The following is a 16,875-nucleotide window of genomic DNA, read 5'->3' on the forward strand; positions in this document are numbered from 1 at the left end:
TTGCTAGTTTAGGCAAACGCTGCCGTTTTTACATCATTATTAGACAGAATATCCTGCAATTCGTCAGCATCAACCGTTTCTTTATCAATCAGCATTTGAGCAATTTGGTCTAAAATCTGACGGTTATTTAGTAATACTTCCTTGGCGCGAAAATATGCCGTATCAACAAGTTTGCGAACTTCTTCGTCAATTGCAGCGGCAGTCTCCTCCGAGAAATCCCGTTCGGACATGATGTCTCTACCTAGGAACATATTACCTTGCTGACGACCTAAAGCCACAGGACCCAAGCGATCGCTCATACCAAAACGAGTAATCATTTGTCTAGCTACTCTAGCTACCTGTTGCAGGTCGTTGGAAGCACCAGTGGTTACTTCTTCTTCACCAAAAATAATTTCTTCTGCTAAACGACCACCCAACGCAACGGCCATTTGATTTTCTAGATATGCGCGGCTATACAAGCCTGTATCCATCCGGTCTTCACTGGGCGTAAACCAGGTTAAACCACCTGCACGACCACGGGGGATAATGCTAATTTTTTGTACGGGGTCATAATCAGGCATTAATGCACCAACTAAGGCATGACCAGCTTCGTGATATGCTACCAAGGTTTTGCGTTTTTCGCTCATTACCCGGTCTTTCTTTTCTGGACCTGCTAATACCCGATCAATAGCATCGTTAATTTCATCCATGGAAATTTCGGTCAGGTTGCGACGTGCTGCTAAAATTGCTGCTTCGTTCAACAGGTTGGATAGGTCCGCACCGGTGAATCCGGGAGTGCGACGGGCAATTCTATCTAGGTCTACATCTTTTGATAGGGTTTTACCTCTAGCATGAACTCTGAGGATTTCACTCCTTCCACCATAGTCAGGACGGTCTACTACCACTTGACGATCAAAGCGACCAGGACGCAATAGAGCTGAATCAAGAACGTCTGGACGGTTAGTGGCAGCAATAATGATAATTCCTGTATTACCTTCAAAACCATCCATTTCCGTTAGTAATTGGTTGAGGGTTTGTTCCCTTTCATCGTTACCTCCCCCTAAACCAGCACCTCTTTGACGACCTACCGCATCAATTTCATCAATGAAGACTATGCAAGGAGCGTTGGATTTTGCCTGTTCAAACAGGTCTCGCACTCTAGATGCACCTACACCCACGAACATTTCCACAAATTCCGATCCGGAAATACTGAAGAAGGGTACACCTGCTTCCCCTGCTACTGCTCGTGCTAATAGGGTTTTACCTGTTCCTGGTGGTCCTACTAATAATACACCTTTAGGAATTTTCGCGCCAACAGCAGTAAAGCGATCAGCATTTTTTAAAAAGTCTACAACTTCATTTAATTCCAGTTTGGCTTGGTCAATACCCGCCACATCCCCAAAGGTGACTTGGGTTTGGGGTTCCATTTGCACTCTGGCTTTGGATTTCCCAAAGTTCATGGCTTGACTACCAGGACCACTCTGGGCCCGACGTAGTAAGAAAAATAAACCCACTAACAGCAATACAGGGAAAAATAGGCTACTCAGTGCCCTAAACCAAAATCCGTCGTCTGTTTGAGGTAGTACGGCAATATCTACACCTTTATTGCTTAGGGTGTTGATTAAATCTGGGTCGTTGACCAGGATGACCCGCTTTTTGTTCGGATCATATTTTGGTGTCACCACCGCTGTGGTCCGATCTGAACTGAGGCTAACTCTTTCTACCCGCCCCTGTTCCACCTGTTGGATAAATTCACTATACCTCCACGTTTCTACCTGTGGCGGTTGATTGTCAAAAAACGCTGTCCCTAAGGCTATTACTACTATAAATAACAGCGCGTACAGCCCCGCATTTCTCCATCTCTTGTTCACTGAGGTATATCCTCCTAGTTTTGGGCGTTAGTCTAAGTTCTCTAAAATAAGAGAGATTTTATGAGAATTATGTTAACTTATTTTAAGATATACCAAAACTTCACTCCTGTCATGATAGAAATAATCTTTTGATCTCCCAAAAGCATGAATGTCTAGGATTATATTCTAACCTCTCTTGACAATCCTGCACCATATATATGGGAACTATCTCTACCACGCTGTTGCTATAGGCGATCGCCTCTAGGTCTTTGACCAGGTTTCCTGTCCATGGTTCTTGCTTGACGGGAATTTGATTTTTCTGTAAGTGATCAATAATGAGCGATCGCTCGATTCCTGGGAGGATTCCCTCTGTGAGGGGTGGTGTCCACCAGCAGTGGTCTTTCCAACCCCAAAGGTTGCCAGTGGCGGTTTCTAGCCACTTTCCCTGGTTGTCTACTAAAATTACTTCTTGGGCCTTGAGACTTTGGGCATTAGTTTTTGCCAACCAAGGAGCCAGATAGTTACCGGTTTTATGCTGGGGTAGGGAACGGTTCCACCTGACATTACCAAGGGTGACCATTATACCATGATTTTGTCTTTCAGCTAGGTTTTCTGGGAGGAATCTACCTGTAATCCATTCTCGACCATCGGGGAAAACAGTGATTCTGATGACGGGGAAATTTTGTGAGAGTATTTCCGCACCTTGATGTATATCTGACCAGTTAGGTTCTTTCCAGTCAAATATGTCTAGGGTGGATTTTAGACGAAAACAGTGGGCATACCAATTAGTTAGGCGATGATTGAGACAGCTTTGATATACCCTGATAGTTGTAAAAACTGTAGCTCCGTAAATTAACCCTGGGTCATCAACATCTAATGTGAGTGTTGTTGATTTTATCAGTTGACCACAATACCAATACATCATCTGTTCCTATTCTATAACCAAACAAGTCAGTCTCTTTCAGGAAAAATAACAGTGGGTAAACCCAAATTATTCACAACTACCTTACCACCTAAATTTTCAATTTCGCCAGTGGCAATTTGTCGGGTTTTGCCATCTACATTATTTTGTAAAACCATGGTCCAGGTGGCAATACGAGCAAACTTACTGTCAGGATTCCTCAAAAGAAAATTAGCAGTTTTTTCAGAGAAGAAAACCACTTTTTGCGCCTCTGGATCATCATATTCCCGCGCCCAATTAGCAGCTTTTATAAAAGACTGACGAGCTGCTTGATGATCACCCAAAAATAACAATTCATCAATACCCTTATAACTCCACACATAATAGGACTTTGGCGGTAATTTGGGAGAGAGGAATTGTAAATTAGTCTCCATTAGATTAACAGCAGTTTTAGGCATACCAGCATATAAAGAGGTACTAACAGAAAGACTTAAATAGGCATCAAGGAATCTTGGGTCATGTTTGAGAACAATTTTTAAAAACTCCGGACTAAGACCATAGCCAGTCCTCTGTCTTTGCTGGTCATCCCCAAAGTATTGTAAAAAGTCAACATATACCCATTTGGCAAGTAGGTTACCATAGCCAAAACTGGGCATGTTATCAAGAAATTTAAGACGTAAAGCATTTTTCTGATCATCTTTTTTTACAGACTCTTCCGACCTATTTTCCGGAGCAGTTACCAATTCCCGTAGTCGTAGGTACTGATTGGAAGTCACAGCGAGAATAGACAAACTAACAACCAAGGGAGCAATAATCAATTCGCGAGCTGATAGCATAAGTAGGGAGGCACAATTATTTGTAGGATGGGTTGAGTAACGAAACCCATCCTACGTTCATTTTACTTAGTAAAATTTATTGTTGTTAAGTTTTTCTAAAAACAATGGAAAAAAAATCTCAAGTAGTTAATAATGACCTAGGTGTCAATGGAAACCCATACAGTCCTATCCACACTTGTTCACATAGTACCTAAAACTAAGTATGTCTGAAACCAACTTCTCCGCCAACCTAGAAATTCAAACAGTGCAAATTGAAAAGGTCGAGTCAGCAAAAGTAAATAAGTTCCAAAGCCAGCTTAACAATTTAGATTTTAAGAGCAATACTGTGAACTTGAGTAGTGTCATGGATATTGTTAAGACAGTTCTTGCAGATGTGATTGAATTACAAATTGAAACTTCTGTTATTGATGAGTCATCATATAACAACAACGCTTCCCGTGCCAAACCAGAGAACAAAATGGTAACTCGTATTAACCTGGTTGATGGTGACATTAGAAATGAAATAGGTACTAGCTTCATTGGTAGTGGTCCCTATGTAGAGCTGAGGGAATTTCATTTGAGCCAAGTTCAGGAAGGTCGGGAAATAATCCAAAAAAACATAGAAAGCGTGCAAAAACTGGGTGAGATTTTGATGTCAATGGTTAAACAAAGTCAAAATAGCCAAAGTTCCCAATTAGCAAAACTTCCCTAGCATTTATACACGGTACTTAATGCGGAGAGCAACCCCCATGTTAGCAAAAGACACAAGTTCCCTAGAATCTAAGCCAAATCAAGGTACAGCAGGGAGAGCTAAAGACCTACTGGGCAAATTTGTTGATACCGTAGGCGTAATAGTTAGGGACATTACAAGCTTAGAGGTAAATACAATAGTTGTAAGTAATATTAGCGGTTCCAAATTCAACCCCTGGCAATCATACTATAATATTTATGCCATAAGTCAACCGAATTATTTTGCCAGTAAGAACATTGCGTCCGAGTTAGAAGAACGTTATATTAATATATTCTTGCAATTGGAAAGGGAATATATTTATACGCTTTTAACCAAGGAATTAGAATCTCCATCACCCAAAGCTCAGGTGGTGCAGGAATATCGTAGTCGTCTGCAATATATAGATGAAAATCGCTTAAATTCCGATGGCACAAAAGTGTCCCAAATAGTTTTACCCTCACCTTTTGACCAGGAAAGTCAGGTGGAAAATTATCAGAAAATCGCCGAACTAGTAACTGATGATAAATTTGTTTTGACCTTGCGGAAGGTTTCAGAAATGAAAGCAGCACTGGATGGCGGTGATGTCACAAGTGAAAATGTGGATACCATCTATGCTCAAACCATCATACAATTAGACGGAGATATTATTACTCGTTATCACCGCGATTTATTTGGTTTGAAGGAATCTGACAAAGATCTAATTATGAAGGTTCATAATGATGGAGTGGTATCTGGAGAAAAACAATGGCGTGAGGTAATAGACTTCCTGATTAATTTTATCAAAGGTATTGCTTCTTGAGCAACATGAATATTCGTGAACTTAGATATACTAGTAGTTTGGGTGGGTGATGCGTGAATATATTCCAAGAAAATTACCAAAAACCAGACCTGAATTATAGTTTGAATTATAGTTTCTTATTTCCCTGGCAATTTCCTCAAAATAATGGACAGGATAATTGTTGCTTAGAGGTAAAAGCTGAGGAAGGAGCATATAGTTTTTATTTAAATAGAACTATTTTAGAAAAAATTGCACAGTTAAAATTGCAGGGTATATCTTTAGATATACCCAAGGGACTGTTATTGAATTTATGGTACTATTCCATTTTTGATTCCCTTGTTGATAGGGATGAGAATTATGATAAGAGTGCGGATATTTATCAACATCCCCAGTTATCTGTTTTAATATATTTCTTCCTGGTAAAAACTTGGAAAACACTCACCAGTCAGAACCGCAATAAAACCATTAAATTTCAATCTGGGTTTACCTTTAATTCCTATTATCAATCAACTGAAAATCAGCATTTTGATAATTTAAATATTATGATGCAAAGCACCATACTATTTGACGGTGATATCATCCAAAAAATATCCCAGGACTTAATAAACAATGGGGATGCTTCTGGTATTGTCAATTCCCATTATTGGCTAACAGAACAAGTCACCAAATGTCTAAGAAGTAATTTGAATTCAGTGTATTGGTTTGTATCTGCTATATTTCCCGCAGCTGTCATAACCTGGAAAATCTCCTCCGGAATGTCATTGTGGTTATCAATATTAATCTCAACCTTGGGTTGGATAATAATATTTTTAGTTTTGGGAACATTGAGTTTACTAATTATCAGTCAATTAAAAAAATTACTGGTAAGGATAAGAAATAAATCTGTGGATAAATTTATAGAACCTGTTATTAGCTGGTTGGTTTGGGTGGGGACCAACTTGGTAATTAGTATCAATGTTTTTTCCCGTGATTCGGTTTTATTGATCGCAAATTCCCTATTTATGCTCCTACTCCCCAATTTACTTAAATACTTCCTTCCCAAAGTGGGTAAATATTTATTCAAATTCTTTATGAAATAATCTATGTTGAGATTACTCTTTCCTGTTCTAATTTTTGATGACGAATAGAATAGTCCAATAATTCCATAGGGTGTATTACAGATACTTTCCTGTCCCGTAAATATTTACTGATTTGTAAACTACATCCTGGGTTAGGAGAAGCAATAACATCAGCACCTGTATTTAATAAATTCTGTGCTTTTTGCTCACCCAGCTCCTGAGCAATTTCTGGTTGTAGGAGATTATAAACTCCTGCGCTTCCACAGCACAAAGCAGCATCTAAAGGTTCTTTTAAAGTTACCCCTGGAATTTGTTTTAAAAGTTGACGAGGTTGAAGACTAATTTTTTGACCGTGCAATAAATGACAAGCATCTTGATAAACTAAAGTTAAAGGTTTGTCGCTCAAGGGTGAAAGTTCAGCAGTTAACCCAACAGAGGCTAAAAATTCCTGCGCATCTTTTACCTTTGCTGCAAATATTTGAGCTTTTGCTGCGTATTCTAGGTCATCAGCTAAAATATGACCATATTCCTTTAAGGTATGACCACAACCAGCAGCATTAATAATGATAAAATCCACATTACTATCTGCAAAACTATCAATCATTTGTCTTGCTAACGCTTTTGCTTGTTCTGTTTGTCCTTGGTGTTCAGGGAGTGCAGCACAACAACCCTGGGATTTGGGAATTACCACTTCACAACCATTAGCAGTTAAAACCCGCACTGTTGCTTCATTAACAGGGGAGAAAAACAGACGTTGTACACATCCTAAAATCATTCCTACTCGATACCGTTTTGCACCCTGAGCGGGAATGATATCTGGTAAATTATTACCAAAAGACTGGATGGTAATTTTCGGTAAAATTGATTCCATCGCAGCTAACCTAGGAGAGATTTTCTCGATTAGTCTGGTAGCGCGTAACAATTGGGAAATTCCTAACTTTTGATAGAGAAATAGGGGAAAAAGCAATATTCTTAAAATATCTGGATTGGGGAAAAGGGAGAAGATTAATTGTCGGATTAATTTATCAGCAAAACTGCGCTGATAATTTCTTTCTACCTGGTGACGAGTCGCGGAAATCAACTTATCATACTGCACCCCAGAAGGACAGGTAGAAACACAGGCAAGACAACCTAAGCAAGAGTCAAAGTGTTGAACTGTAGCAGTATTTAGGGCAATTTCCCCTTCGTTAATAGCATCCATTAAATAAATACGACCTCTGGGTGAGTCCATTTCTTTACCTATTACCCGATAACTAGGACACGTGGAAAGACAAAATCCACAATGCACACAACTGTCAATTAATTGTGGGTCAGGGGGATGGTTGGAATCAAATCCCTGTAAATTTTTCATATTATTGCTGGAACCACTAGCAATTTGCATGATTTTGTTCCTCTTTTAATTTTTGATTCTTGGATATTTCTGACTAATAATGATTAGCAATGACTAATACAGCTAACTCCTTGCTCTCCATCATGTAATTATTACCAACAATTCCATATTAAATTCCAGCCACAAAGCGACCGGGATTTAATATGGAATTGGGATCAAATTTTTGTTTAATCCGTCGCATAATTTCTATACTATTGGCATTATAACCCCAAACATCTATATTTTTTTTGATTATCACAGGTGCGGATAAAATACTTAAAAACCCTAAATTCTCTTGACACAAACTGCGCAAGGTGAGAACCGGATTTTCGTCTTCCAACCGAACTAAACCTAACCCGCTGTTGAGATGAATTAATCCATACTGGATTTGACTAATGATGCTCACAGCAGCAGTTGGCAATACTCCTATTTTGGCAGTAATTTCCCAATTGTGCCCACAGTTATAAATTAATTCTAGTAATTGTTGCCATAGACTAGCTTCTTGCTTGGTCTCATCAACTGAGTAAACTGTTGATGTTAAACCTAGTTCTTCCCCCATACTTGAACATCTTTGTAACTGCTGCTGGACGCTGCTCTCAATACTTTGAAACCTAACCATTAAACCAATACCGTCTCCTAAACCTAATTGGGAAACTAATCCATGGGATATTAAATCAGCTTGGGTTGGTGTTAATTGAGAACTTTGAAGAATTTTGGCAACCCGGGAAATAGGTTCCGGTTGACCAGTTAGTATTACTGTTCCCGAAGTTTCTGGTAAGGGATAAACCCTAAGAGTAACTTGACTGATAATCCCTAGAGTACCATAAGCACCAGTAAACAATTTCATCAGGTCATAACCAGCAACGTTTTTCACCACTCTTCCCCCAGCTTTGGCAATTTTTCCATCAGCACGGACAAAAGTTATGCCTAAAATTTGGTCACGCACTCCCCCATAACGTTGACGTAGAGAACCAGTGTCCCCAGTCGCTACTATACCCCCAATAGTCGCATGTTCAGGAAAAGCAGGATCTAATCCCAAGGTTTGCCCATGTTTGCCTAAAATTTCCTGTATTTCCCCGAATTTCATCCCCGCTTCTACTGTAATGGTCAAATCACCAACCGCATGTTCTATGAGTTTATTTATATGTTCTGTGCGGACAATGATATCAGTACTGGTTAAACCACCCCAGTTAATTTTCGTCATTCCCCCACAGGTCAGAACTCGCCATCTATTACTATTTGCTGTGGCTATAATCATACTTAGTTCTTCTTGGGTTTGGGGATAAACCATACAACTGGGGTGGGTTTGATCTATTGCCAATCGCACCCGGTCTTGTACGGTCTGGCCTAGTTCTTCCCAAGGAATTACCTTATTTTCTAAGTTGATTATCCGCGCTAGGGTTAGAAACTGAGAAGTCGTACTCATAGTTGTGTCTAAAGTTATATCTAAGTTGTATATTCGGCATTAATTTTTACATAGTCATAACTCAAATCACAACCCCAAGCTTTACCAAAACCATTTCCATGACCAACACTCACAGTAATTAACACCGTATCTTCTTTGAGATAAATTCCTGAAGCTGCTTGTTTTAAATAGGCATTGACAGCACCTTTATCAAAGGGTAGGGGTTGACCATTTTCCATCAGCAGGAAGTCACCGATCTTAATTTTCAGGTCATCTTGTTCGAATGGCACTCCCGCACGTCCAGCAGCACCAGCAATACGTCCCCAATTGGGATCACGTCCAAAAATTGCCGCCTTGACTAGGGATGACCCAGCAATGGTTTTAGCTATTTGTCGTGCTGTAGTTTCATCCGCTGCACCTGTAACCTGTACCTCTATTAAACAAGTTGCACCTTCACCATCTCGAGCGATCGCTTTTGCCAAATGTTGACAAACAGCTGTTAACATCCCTTCTAGTTTTTCGGATTCTGGTCCTATTTCGGTGATAGCGGGTGTGCGAGATTCTCCATTGGCTAAGGCAATTAAACTATCATTAGTGCTGGTATCACCATCTACGGTAATGGAATTGAAACTTCTATCTGCAGCGCGTGTTAACATTTGCTGCCATAGAGTGGGGGAAACCGCTGCATCACAGGTGATAAATGCCAGCATGGTAGCCATTTGCGGGTGAATCATCCCCGAACCTTTGGCAATACCACCAATACGTACTGGTCGATCATGTATGGTGGTTTCTAACGCAATGGACTTGGTGACTAAATCCGTAGTCACAATAGCCTTAGCTGCTGCATCTGAACCCGTTTCCGAGAGTTGGGCAACCAGTTTGGGTATACCATTTGCCAAAGCATCCATTTTAATTCTCTGACCAATTACTCCCGTAGAAGCAAGCAAAATTGACTCCGGGTTTATATTTAGTTCTTTCCCTAATAGGTTTGCACTTTCTATTGTATCTTTGATACCTTGATCACCAGTTGCAGCATTAGCTTGACCTGCATTACACAGTATAGCTCTGGTTGTATGCTTGGTCTGTAGTCTTTGACGACAATAATCTACACAGGCGGCCCTTACATGACTTGTGGTGAATACACCAGCAGCAATTGCATCTACGTCTGATAGAATTAAAGCTAAATCAGGTAGTCCCGAAGGTTTTAACCCAGCTGCGATTCCTGCAGCTCTATATCCCCGTGCTGCGGTGATACCACCCGTGATTTCATCCCAGTCTGCCATAATAAAGGCCCCAAAATTCCACAAGTTCTTAGTACAACTATTATATAGGGGGAAGGAAACTTAAAGACAAAATTCCCAAAAATTACAACTCATGAAAAAAGAGAGCCATGAAATAGCTCTCCAAATCATCAGGGTGCATCTACTTATCACACTATAACATTATTAGTGTGAGGGGTCAAACCCCTTTTTAGTTTTTTTTCAAATTTTTCCATTTTTTTCCCCCGGTTGGTTATGAGTTGTTGAGTTTCCTTTCCACTAGTTCATTGGTTAGTTTGGGTTCCGCTCGTTTATTAGTCTTTTTCAATACTTGTCCCACAAAGAAACCCTTGAGGTTAATATTGCCACCCCGGTATTTCTCTACCTGTTGTGGATTAGCAGCAATTATTTCATCCACTATGGGACCTAACACAGTTGGATCAGTGATTAATTCCTGACCAGCAAACACTTCCTCCACGGAAATACCTGTAAGTAAATCCGCCAATTTTTCTTTCGCTTGAGCATTACTAATTTTACCTTTCTCAATACGACTAATCACCTCCGCCATGGTCTGCGGTGTCAGTTTAATTTCTGATATGGTAAGTTTTTGTTTGTTTAAGTAGGCAGCTATATCTTGAGTAATCCAATTAGCAGCTGATTTGGGGTTAGCACCAGCATTTATAGCACTTTCAAAGTATTCTGTGACTGGTAGATCTTCCGTTAATACTCTGGTGTCGTATGCTGAAAGTCCCAACTCACGTTCATAACGGTGACGTTTTTGAGCGGGCAATTCTGGTAATTCAGATCTCCAGGTTTCTAGTTGGCTATGGGAAACTTCAATGGGTGCCAAATCCGGTTCGGGGAAATAACGATAATCACTAGAACCTTCTTTCACTCGCATACTGCTAGTGCGTTGGGAACCTTCCTCCCACAAACGGGTTTCTTGAATTATTCTCTCTCCTGCTTCTATAGCAGCAATTTGACGTTGAATCTCATAATCTATTGCTCTTTGGATAGCACTAAAGGAGTTCATATTTTTGATTTCCACCTTAGTGCCAAATTTCTTTTCCCCCACTGGACGAACAGAAATATTCACATCACAGCGGAGGGAACCTTCTTGCATATTCCCATCACTCACACCCAAATATCGCATAATTCTACGTAATTCCTGGGCGTATTCAGCTGCTTCTTGACCGGAACGTAGATCGGGTTCCGAAACAATTTCTATTAAGGGTACACCAGCACGATTGTAGTCTACTAGGGAATAACTGGAACCAGCTAATCGATCACTGCCAGCATGCACCAACTTTCCTGCATCCTCTTCCATGTGTAGACGAGTAATACCAATCCGTTTACGAACGGGGTTATCATGATCATCTACCATTTCGATTTCTAGCCAACCATGTTCAGCTATGGGTAGGTCATATTGGGAAATTTGATAGTTTTTTGGCAGATCAGGATAAAAATACTGTTTACGGTCAAATTTACTATACTTGGCAATTTGACAGTTTAAAGCTAAACCTGCTTTAACTGCATATTCTAGAACTTTAGCATTGAGGACTGGTAAGACACCCGGTAAACCCATACAGACTGGGTCAATATTGGTGTTGGGTTCAGCACCAAAAGCAGTAGAGCTGCTGGAAAAAATTTTGGTATTGGTGCTAAGTTGACAATGGGTTTCTAGTCCTATGATGGCTTCGTATTCTGTTTTTACAGCTGTGGCTATGCTCATATTTTCATAAGGTAGTTATAAAGTGATTCTAACAGATGGGATCCGTGGTTGGTTTTGGTTAAAGCTATAATCCCCAGTCAATTTCTGGTTTATCCCAGATCTTTAAAGCTGAATTTATTGCTGAGAAGGGTTTGCTACCAAAAAAGCCATGATAGGCGGATAAAGGAGAAGGGTGGGCTGATTCAATCACTAAGTGTCGATTTGTGTCAATTAGTTTGACTTTTTTTCTCGCATATCCACCCCAAAGAACAAAGATGACGGGTTTTGTTTTTTCATTAACCTTTTTAATCACCTCATCGGTGAAAAGTTCCCAACCTTGATTTTTATGAGAATTGGCTTGTCCCTCTCTTACGGTTAACACCGCATTTAGCATTAAGATACCTTGCTTAGCCCAATTAGCTAGGTAACCATGATTGGCAATAGGACATCCTATATCTTGTTGAAGTTCCCGATAAATGTTTTTGAGAGAAGGTGGTGGTTGAATACCAGGTTTGACGGAAAAACATAAACCATGGGCTTGATTTCTTTGATGATAGGGATCTTGCCCTAATAATAAAACATTTACCTGTTGGTAAGGTGTTAATTCAAAAGCAGAAAAAACTTCTGACTCTGGTGGGTAAATGGTTTGAGAACTTCTTTCTTGAACGAGAAACTCTTCCAGTTGCTTCCAATAAGGTTTCCGGAACTCGTCCGAGAGAACACTATCCCATTCCCCAGGAACCTTTAAATTAGACATCAATAATTTATATGCTTCTATTTTAGTCACACCAGATCTGGATCACTCTTCCTTTTATTTCCTCTCCTAACCACGGTGTATTATTACTTAAAGAACAAAGATTATCTATGGTTGCTTCCCAAGTCTTGTCAGGATTAAACAGTGTTAATTCTGCCCTCTCTCCTGGTTGAATAGGGTTCGTTTTCTGATTTAAACAAGTTGCAGGTCCATAACTTAAACTCTTCCATAATTCCAAGGCCGTAAATTCCCCAGTTTCTACCAGGTTTTGCCACAACAAGGGTAAGGCCAGTTCTAGTCCAATTGCTCCTGGTAGGGATTCAGCAAAAGCCTGCACCTTCTCTTCATAGGTGAATGCAGCATGATCAACAGCTATACCATCTATTATACCCTGACGAACCCCCTCACGTAACGCTTTCATATCACTAACATTTCCCAAGGGTGGTTCTAAATGTAAACTAGTATGGTAGCTGTGAATATCTTCGCTACTCAATAACAGGTGCATCCAGGTACTACTTGCAGTTATGGGTAAACCGTCGGATTTAGCCCTGGCAATTAATTCCACACTCCTGCTTGTAGATACCCGCATAATATGTACAGGGGTCCCAATTTCTGCTACTAATTCTAATAGTCCCGCTATGGCACTGGTTTCCGCACTCGCTGGTATCCCTGGCAATCCCATGCGCAACCCCTCTACACCTTCTCTCACTTTACCATTTAAACATAAAGAGCGATCGCATGGTGAGAAAGCGACAATTTGACTATATGGCTGTAAATATTCTAAAATCCTCCTAACCATACCCAAATTTTCCCAAGGTTTATCATCCGTAAAACCCACCACACCACAATTGGCTAAATCAGCAAATTCGGTTAACTGCTTACCCGCTAAATCCAGGGTTATTCCCCCCCAAATTTGTAGTCTGGGGACATTTTTACCCCTATATTTTTGCTGTAACTGTAACACTAAAGATGGTTGGTCAATCACTGGATATGTATCAGGTAGAACATTTATTCTGGTAAATCCACCAACTTGAGCCGACCTTAATAAAGAACTCAAAGTTTCCCTTTCTTCAAACCCAGGTTCACCGGAATGACTGTATAGATCCACCAAACCATTGCCCAATAACAGACCTTGACAATCTCTCACAACAGTTTCAGGGCTGGGATTGGGAATTTGCCGGGCGATCGCCTTAATTTGGCCATCAAAAATCAACACATCGGCTACTTGGTCAGTTTGCATAACTGCATCAATCACCCGCACTTCTTTTAGCAATTCAATCATATCTGCTTCAATTCCCCAATGATTATTAGAGAGCGCCCGCTGCAGTTTTATCTAACACTCCACCACTTAAATGTCCGGTAATATTCATAGCTTGCAGAACGGGTGAACTGTCAGCACCTTGAGGATAATCAATCACACTAACTGCTCCATTCCCCTGACGGAAATTCCAGAAATTTTCCAGGGACAGACCGAGTATGTGACAAAGTAAAGTTTTATTTGTTGCATCGTGAGCCACAACTAGACCTATAGCAAGGTTTTGACTTTGAGCAGTTTGTAATATTTCTTGCCACGACCCAACACTACGTTCATATACCTCTTGTAAATTTTCACCTTCTGGCATTTGCACCTGAGCAGGAATAGTGCGCCAGCGGTGCAACTCACCGGGGAAATCCTGATCTATTTCCGATTCAAACTTACCTTCCCATTTTCCATGGCTAATTTCCCTTAAACCATCCAATAATTGTAAACTGACACGGGGATGGTCTTGAAGGATAATTTCTGCTGTTTCTCGGGGACGGGCCATAGTGCTACTAAAAGCAAAATCAAGAGATATGGTTTTGAGAAACTCTCTAGCTTTTGTTGCTTGAACCCTACCATGGTCATTCAAAGGTACATCAATTTGTCCTTGGAACTTCCCTTGACGATTCCATTCAGTTTCTCCATGACGAACCAATAGTAAACGAAACCCTTGATGATTTGGGCGCAAACTAGGCAAAATATCTCCCACATGTTGGGTTTGATTCATTGATTCCAACTGTACAGGTTCACCCAGTCCTCCGCTAAAATTAAGAACACTGATTCCACAATTAGACTGTTGTATGGCATGATAGCGACTAGGGGGAATACCTAGTGCTGTACTAATTAGAGCACGGTTAATGCCATTATGTGCAACTACAAGAATAGTCCTTCCCGAGGGATGGGATAAGATATGCTGCCAAAATTGTCGTGCTTGTTCATATAAAGATAATATGGGGGAGTGATCTCTTGTGCCATTTGCGTCACTAATTGTCATTAGCAACTCCTGGGGACGTTCTTTCCACACACTATAATCCAGGGGGAACTTTTCCTTCACCTCTCCAGATAACATTCCCTCCCACAGGGGTAAGTCCACTTCCAGTAAGTAGTCAGTAATCTCCACCGATGGAACCGGATGACCTGTCAACTGATTGTGGATAATTTCCGCAGTCTGTTTAGCTCGGGTGAGGGGACTGCTATATATAGCCGCAAATGGTATATTACTAAGCACTTGACCAGTTCTAAGAGCATCCTCGGAACCTTTTTTTGTTAAGCTGGACGTGTTAGTACGTCCCTGAATGCGTCCTTCAGTGTTATAGGTACTTTGTCCATGACGCACAATAATCACACGAGTCATTTAAAAAACCTCTTCTCTTTTGAGGAAGTAATTGTACAGTAAAATGTCAATTAACACACCGCTCTATAGGATCTACCCAAAGCTACTCAGACCTTTACAGATCTGGACTTTAGAACCTACTTCCTGTTTCATCGTAGTCTCAAGATTATTCTTGAGAGGTTTGTCTACTCGGTAGAACTTACCCTACAAATAATTGTGCCTCCCTACTTAGTCTTGCCAAAGTCCTGGAACTATTGGGGAGACCACTGGTGCTGCACCCAAGGATTAACCATTTCTAATTGTGATGCGATGCTAATCAACGTAGCTTCAGCAGCAGGTTTACCAATTAATTGCACACTCAAGGGTAACCCATTAGCATCAAACCCCATGGGTATGGACATAGCAGGGAGTCCCGTAGCATTTGCTATGGGACAGGGTGCGATCCATTTAATGATTCTTTCTAGGGTATCATCAGGGTTTAACTGACTCCACTCACCAATTTTCATGGGTGAATGAAGGTAAACAGGTAATACTAATATATCTATTGTATCAAAGAAAGCCACAATTTGCCTAGATAGGATCTGCATCTGTGTTACTGCTTGTACATACTCACCTGCTGAACCCGTTCTCTCTAATAAAAACCGGTTGAGAGGTTGTAAGATCTGTGGCGGTATTTTAGCAGCAGCTACCCCAGCTTGCCATACAACTTGAAATGGTTGGACTAACCCACTTATATCCGGACACTTCTCTACTACATTATGTCCTAACTCCTCTAATAATCTAACCGCTTTTAATACCCCCTGTTGACAGTTCCCATCTGCTTCCCCTACCGAGGGAATACTTGTACTAAAGGCTATGTTCAGTCCTACTTTTGTTCTCGATTCCAAGAAACAAGGTTCTGGATTGTTTAGCCAAAAAGGATCTCCCGGGAAATATCCAGAAATTGCGTCTAGCATAGCAGCTGCATCAGCTACTGTTCTGGCCAGGGGACCACTGGTAGCTATGATACTAGTACCAGGAGCATTAGTTACCCTTCCCCTAGCAGGTTTAATCCCTACTAGGCCGCAACAAGCCGCAGGAACCCTAATAGAACCACCACCATCGGAACCTTGGGCGATCGCACATAATCCAGCTGCAACAGCGGATGCAGCACCACCACTAGAACCACCGGAAGTGTAATCCAAATTCCAGGGATTTCTAGCTGGGGGAAAACCTGCAGGTTCAGTATAGGGATAAGACCCCAGTTCTGAGGTAGCTGTTTTTCCCAGGATGACAAAACCCGCTTGTTTGATTTTGGTAACCACACCATCATCATAATTGGGGATGTTATGAAGCAAAGCTGGACTACCAAAGGTGCAGGTAACACCCGCCACAGCATTTAAATCTTTGATTGAAATGGGAACGCCAAAAAAGGGTGGTAATTCAGTTTTTTGGGTATTAGCTAGTATTTCTGTTTTATAACGACTGTCAGCTATGGCTGATTCCGCCATAACTGTGAAGTAACTACCCAATTGAGGATTAAAACGGGAAATCCTGTCTAAATATAATTCTGTGAGTTCTAGAGGAGATACTTCTCGCTTGCGAATTAACCTAGCTAATTCCAAAGCGGGGGTAAATGCTAAATCAGTCATCA

Annotated in this window: 14 protein-coding genes; 3 read left to right on the plus strand and 11 right to left on the minus strand. The window is 40.8% G+C overall.

Translation table 11 applies throughout. The features are described 5' to 3' along the window. Window positions 1–8: 8 nt before the first annotated feature. The 3 genes from ftsH3 to IAR63_RS04330 form a co-directional block, all read right to left on the minus strand. Window positions 9–1,850 carry an ATP-dependent zinc metalloprotease FtsH3 gene (ftsH3, locus tag IAR63_RS04320; protein ID WP_187706720.1) on the minus strand — a complete coding sequence of 614 codons (1,842 nt, stop codon included), beginning with the start codon at window positions 1,848–1,850 and terminating at the stop codon, window positions 9–11. 109 nt (window positions 1,851–1,959) lie between these two features. Next, window positions 1,960–2,751, minus strand: a complete 792-nt coding sequence (locus IAR63_RS04325) for an aminotransferase class IV (RefSeq protein WP_187707353.1) — start codon at window positions 2,749–2,751, stop codon at window positions 1,960–1,962. A gap of 29 nt (window positions 2,752–2,780) precedes the next feature. Further along, window positions 2,781–3,566 carry a hypothetical protein gene (locus IAR63_RS04330; RefSeq protein ID WP_187706721.1) on the minus strand — a complete coding sequence of 262 codons (786 nt, stop codon included), beginning with the start codon at window positions 3,564–3,566 and terminating at the stop codon, window positions 2,781–2,783. A 202-nt stretch (window positions 3,567–3,768) separates the two neighbouring features. On the opposite strand from IAR63_RS04330, the gene IAR63_RS04335 reads away from it, so the two are divergent. Genes IAR63_RS04335 through IAR63_RS04345 form a run of 3 tightly spaced genes read left to right on the plus strand, consistent with a single transcriptional unit; the run spans window position 3,769 to window position 6,132 of the window. Beyond that, window positions 3,769–4,257, plus strand: a complete 489-nt coding sequence (locus IAR63_RS04335) for a hypothetical protein (protein WP_141303586.1) — start codon at window positions 3,769–3,771, stop codon at window positions 4,255–4,257. 37 nt (window positions 4,258–4,294) lie between these two features. Continuing rightward, window positions 4,295–5,074 (plus strand): hypothetical protein, encoded by a 780-nt coding sequence (locus IAR63_RS04340; protein ID WP_141303745.1) that lies wholly within the window; start codon window positions 4,295–4,297, stop codon window positions 5,072–5,074. Window positions 5,075–5,127: 53 nt separating this feature from the next. Further along, window positions 5,128–6,132: a hypothetical protein gene (locus IAR63_RS04345; RefSeq protein ID WP_141303587.1), complete on the plus strand. Its 1,005-nt coding sequence runs from the start codon at window positions 5,128–5,130 to the stop codon at window positions 6,130–6,132. Between the two features lies 1 nt (window position 6,133). Here IAR63_RS04345 and IAR63_RS04350 read toward each other — a convergent pair whose 3' ends face one another. From IAR63_RS04350 to IAR63_RS04385, 8 genes are all read right to left on the minus strand, one after another. Beyond that, complete coding sequence (locus tag IAR63_RS04350) at window positions 6,134–7,492, minus strand: (Fe-S)-binding protein (protein WP_187706722.1); 1,359 nt, start codon at window positions 7,490–7,492, stop codon at window positions 6,134–6,136. 118 nt (window positions 7,493–7,610) lie between these two features. Next, complete coding sequence (locus tag IAR63_RS04355; protein WP_187706723.1) at window positions 7,611–8,906, minus strand: FAD-binding oxidoreductase; 1,296 nt, start codon at window positions 8,904–8,906, stop codon at window positions 7,611–7,613. A 20-nt stretch (window positions 8,907–8,926) separates the two neighbouring features. Beyond that, window positions 8,927–10,168: a bifunctional ornithine acetyltransferase/N-acetylglutamate synthase gene (gene argJ / locus IAR63_RS04360; protein ID WP_187706724.1), complete on the minus strand. Its 1,242-nt coding sequence runs from the start codon at window positions 10,166–10,168 to the stop codon at window positions 8,927–8,929. 229 nt (window positions 10,169–10,397) lie between these two features. Beyond that, window positions 10,398–11,876 (minus strand): Asp-tRNA(Asn)/Glu-tRNA(Gln) amidotransferase subunit GatB, encoded by a 1,479-nt coding sequence (gene gatB / locus IAR63_RS04365; protein WP_187706725.1) that lies wholly within the window; start codon window positions 11,874–11,876, stop codon window positions 10,398–10,400. 64 nt (window positions 11,877–11,940) lie between these two features. Further along, window positions 11,941–12,612 (minus strand): uracil-DNA glycosylase, encoded by a 672-nt coding sequence (ung, locus tag IAR63_RS04370; RefSeq protein WP_187706726.1) that lies wholly within the window; start codon window positions 12,610–12,612, stop codon window positions 11,941–11,943. Window positions 12,613–12,634: 22 nt separating this feature from the next. Then, window positions 12,635–13,891: a dihydroorotase gene (locus IAR63_RS04375; protein ID WP_187706727.1), complete on the minus strand. Its 1,257-nt coding sequence runs from the start codon at window positions 13,889–13,891 to the stop codon at window positions 12,635–12,637. A gap of 25 nt (window positions 13,892–13,916) precedes the next feature. Then, window positions 13,917–15,263, minus strand: a complete 1,347-nt coding sequence (locus IAR63_RS04380) for a histidine phosphatase family protein (RefSeq protein WP_187706728.1) — start codon at window positions 15,261–15,263, stop codon at window positions 13,917–13,919. A gap of 230 nt (window positions 15,264–15,493) precedes the next feature. Then, entirely contained in the window at window positions 15,494–16,873 is a 1,380-nt protein-coding gene (locus IAR63_RS04385) for an amidase (protein WP_187706729.1), read from the minus strand. Window positions 16,874–16,875: the final 2 nt, after the last annotated feature.

It is taken from the genome of Cylindrospermopsis curvispora GIHE-G1, assembly GCF_014489415.1.
Lineage (GTDB): Bacteria > Cyanobacteriota > Cyanobacteriia > Cyanobacteriales > Nostocaceae > Raphidiopsis > Raphidiopsis curvispora_A.

What these genes read in the sequence shown, in the direction of transcription:
- IAR63_RS04325 (WP_187707353.1), bottom strand. Translation starts at nt 2,751, where the DNA reads ATGTATTGGTATTGTGGTCAACTGATAAAATCAACAACACTCACATTA.
- IAR63_RS04330 (WP_187706721.1), bottom strand. Translation starts at nt 3,566, where the DNA reads ATGCTATCAGCTCGCGAATTGATTATTGCTCCCTTGGTTGTTAGTTTG.
- IAR63_RS04335 (WP_141303586.1), top strand. Translation starts at nt 3,769, where the DNA reads ATGTCTGAAACCAACTTCTCCGCCAACCTAGAAATTCAAACAGTGCAA.
- IAR63_RS04340 (WP_141303745.1), top strand. Translation starts at nt 4,295, where the DNA reads ATGTTAGCAAAAGACACAAGTTCCCTAGAATCTAAGCCAAATCAAGGT.
- IAR63_RS04350 (WP_187706722.1), bottom strand. Translation starts at nt 7,492, where the DNA reads ATGCAAATTGCTAGTGGTTCCAGCAATAATATGAAAAATTTACAGGGA.
- IAR63_RS04355 (WP_187706723.1), bottom strand. Translation starts at nt 8,906, where the DNA reads ATGAGTACGACTTCTCAGTTTCTAACCCTAGCGCGGATAATCAACTTA.
- argJ (WP_187706724.1), bottom strand. Translation starts at nt 10,168, where the DNA reads ATGGCAGACTGGGATGAAATCACGGGTGGTATCACCGCAGCACGGGGA.
- gatB (WP_187706725.1), bottom strand. Translation starts at nt 11,876, where the DNA reads ATGAGCATAGCCACAGCTGTAAAAACAGAATACGAAGCCATCATAGGA.
- ung (WP_187706726.1), bottom strand. Translation starts at nt 12,612, where the DNA reads ATGTCTAATTTAAAGGTTCCTGGGGAATGGGATAGTGTTCTCTCGGAC.
- IAR63_RS04375 (WP_187706727.1), bottom strand. Translation starts at nt 13,891, where the DNA reads ATGATTGAATTGCTAAAAGAAGTGCGGGTGATTGATGCAGTTATGCAA.
- IAR63_RS04380 (WP_187706728.1), bottom strand. Translation starts at nt 15,263, where the DNA reads ATGACTCGTGTGATTATTGTGCGTCATGGACAAAGTACCTATAACACT.
- IAR63_RS04385 (WP_187706729.1), bottom strand. Translation starts at nt 16,873, where the DNA reads ATGACTGATTTAGCATTTACCCCCGCTTTGGAATTAGCTAGGTTAATT.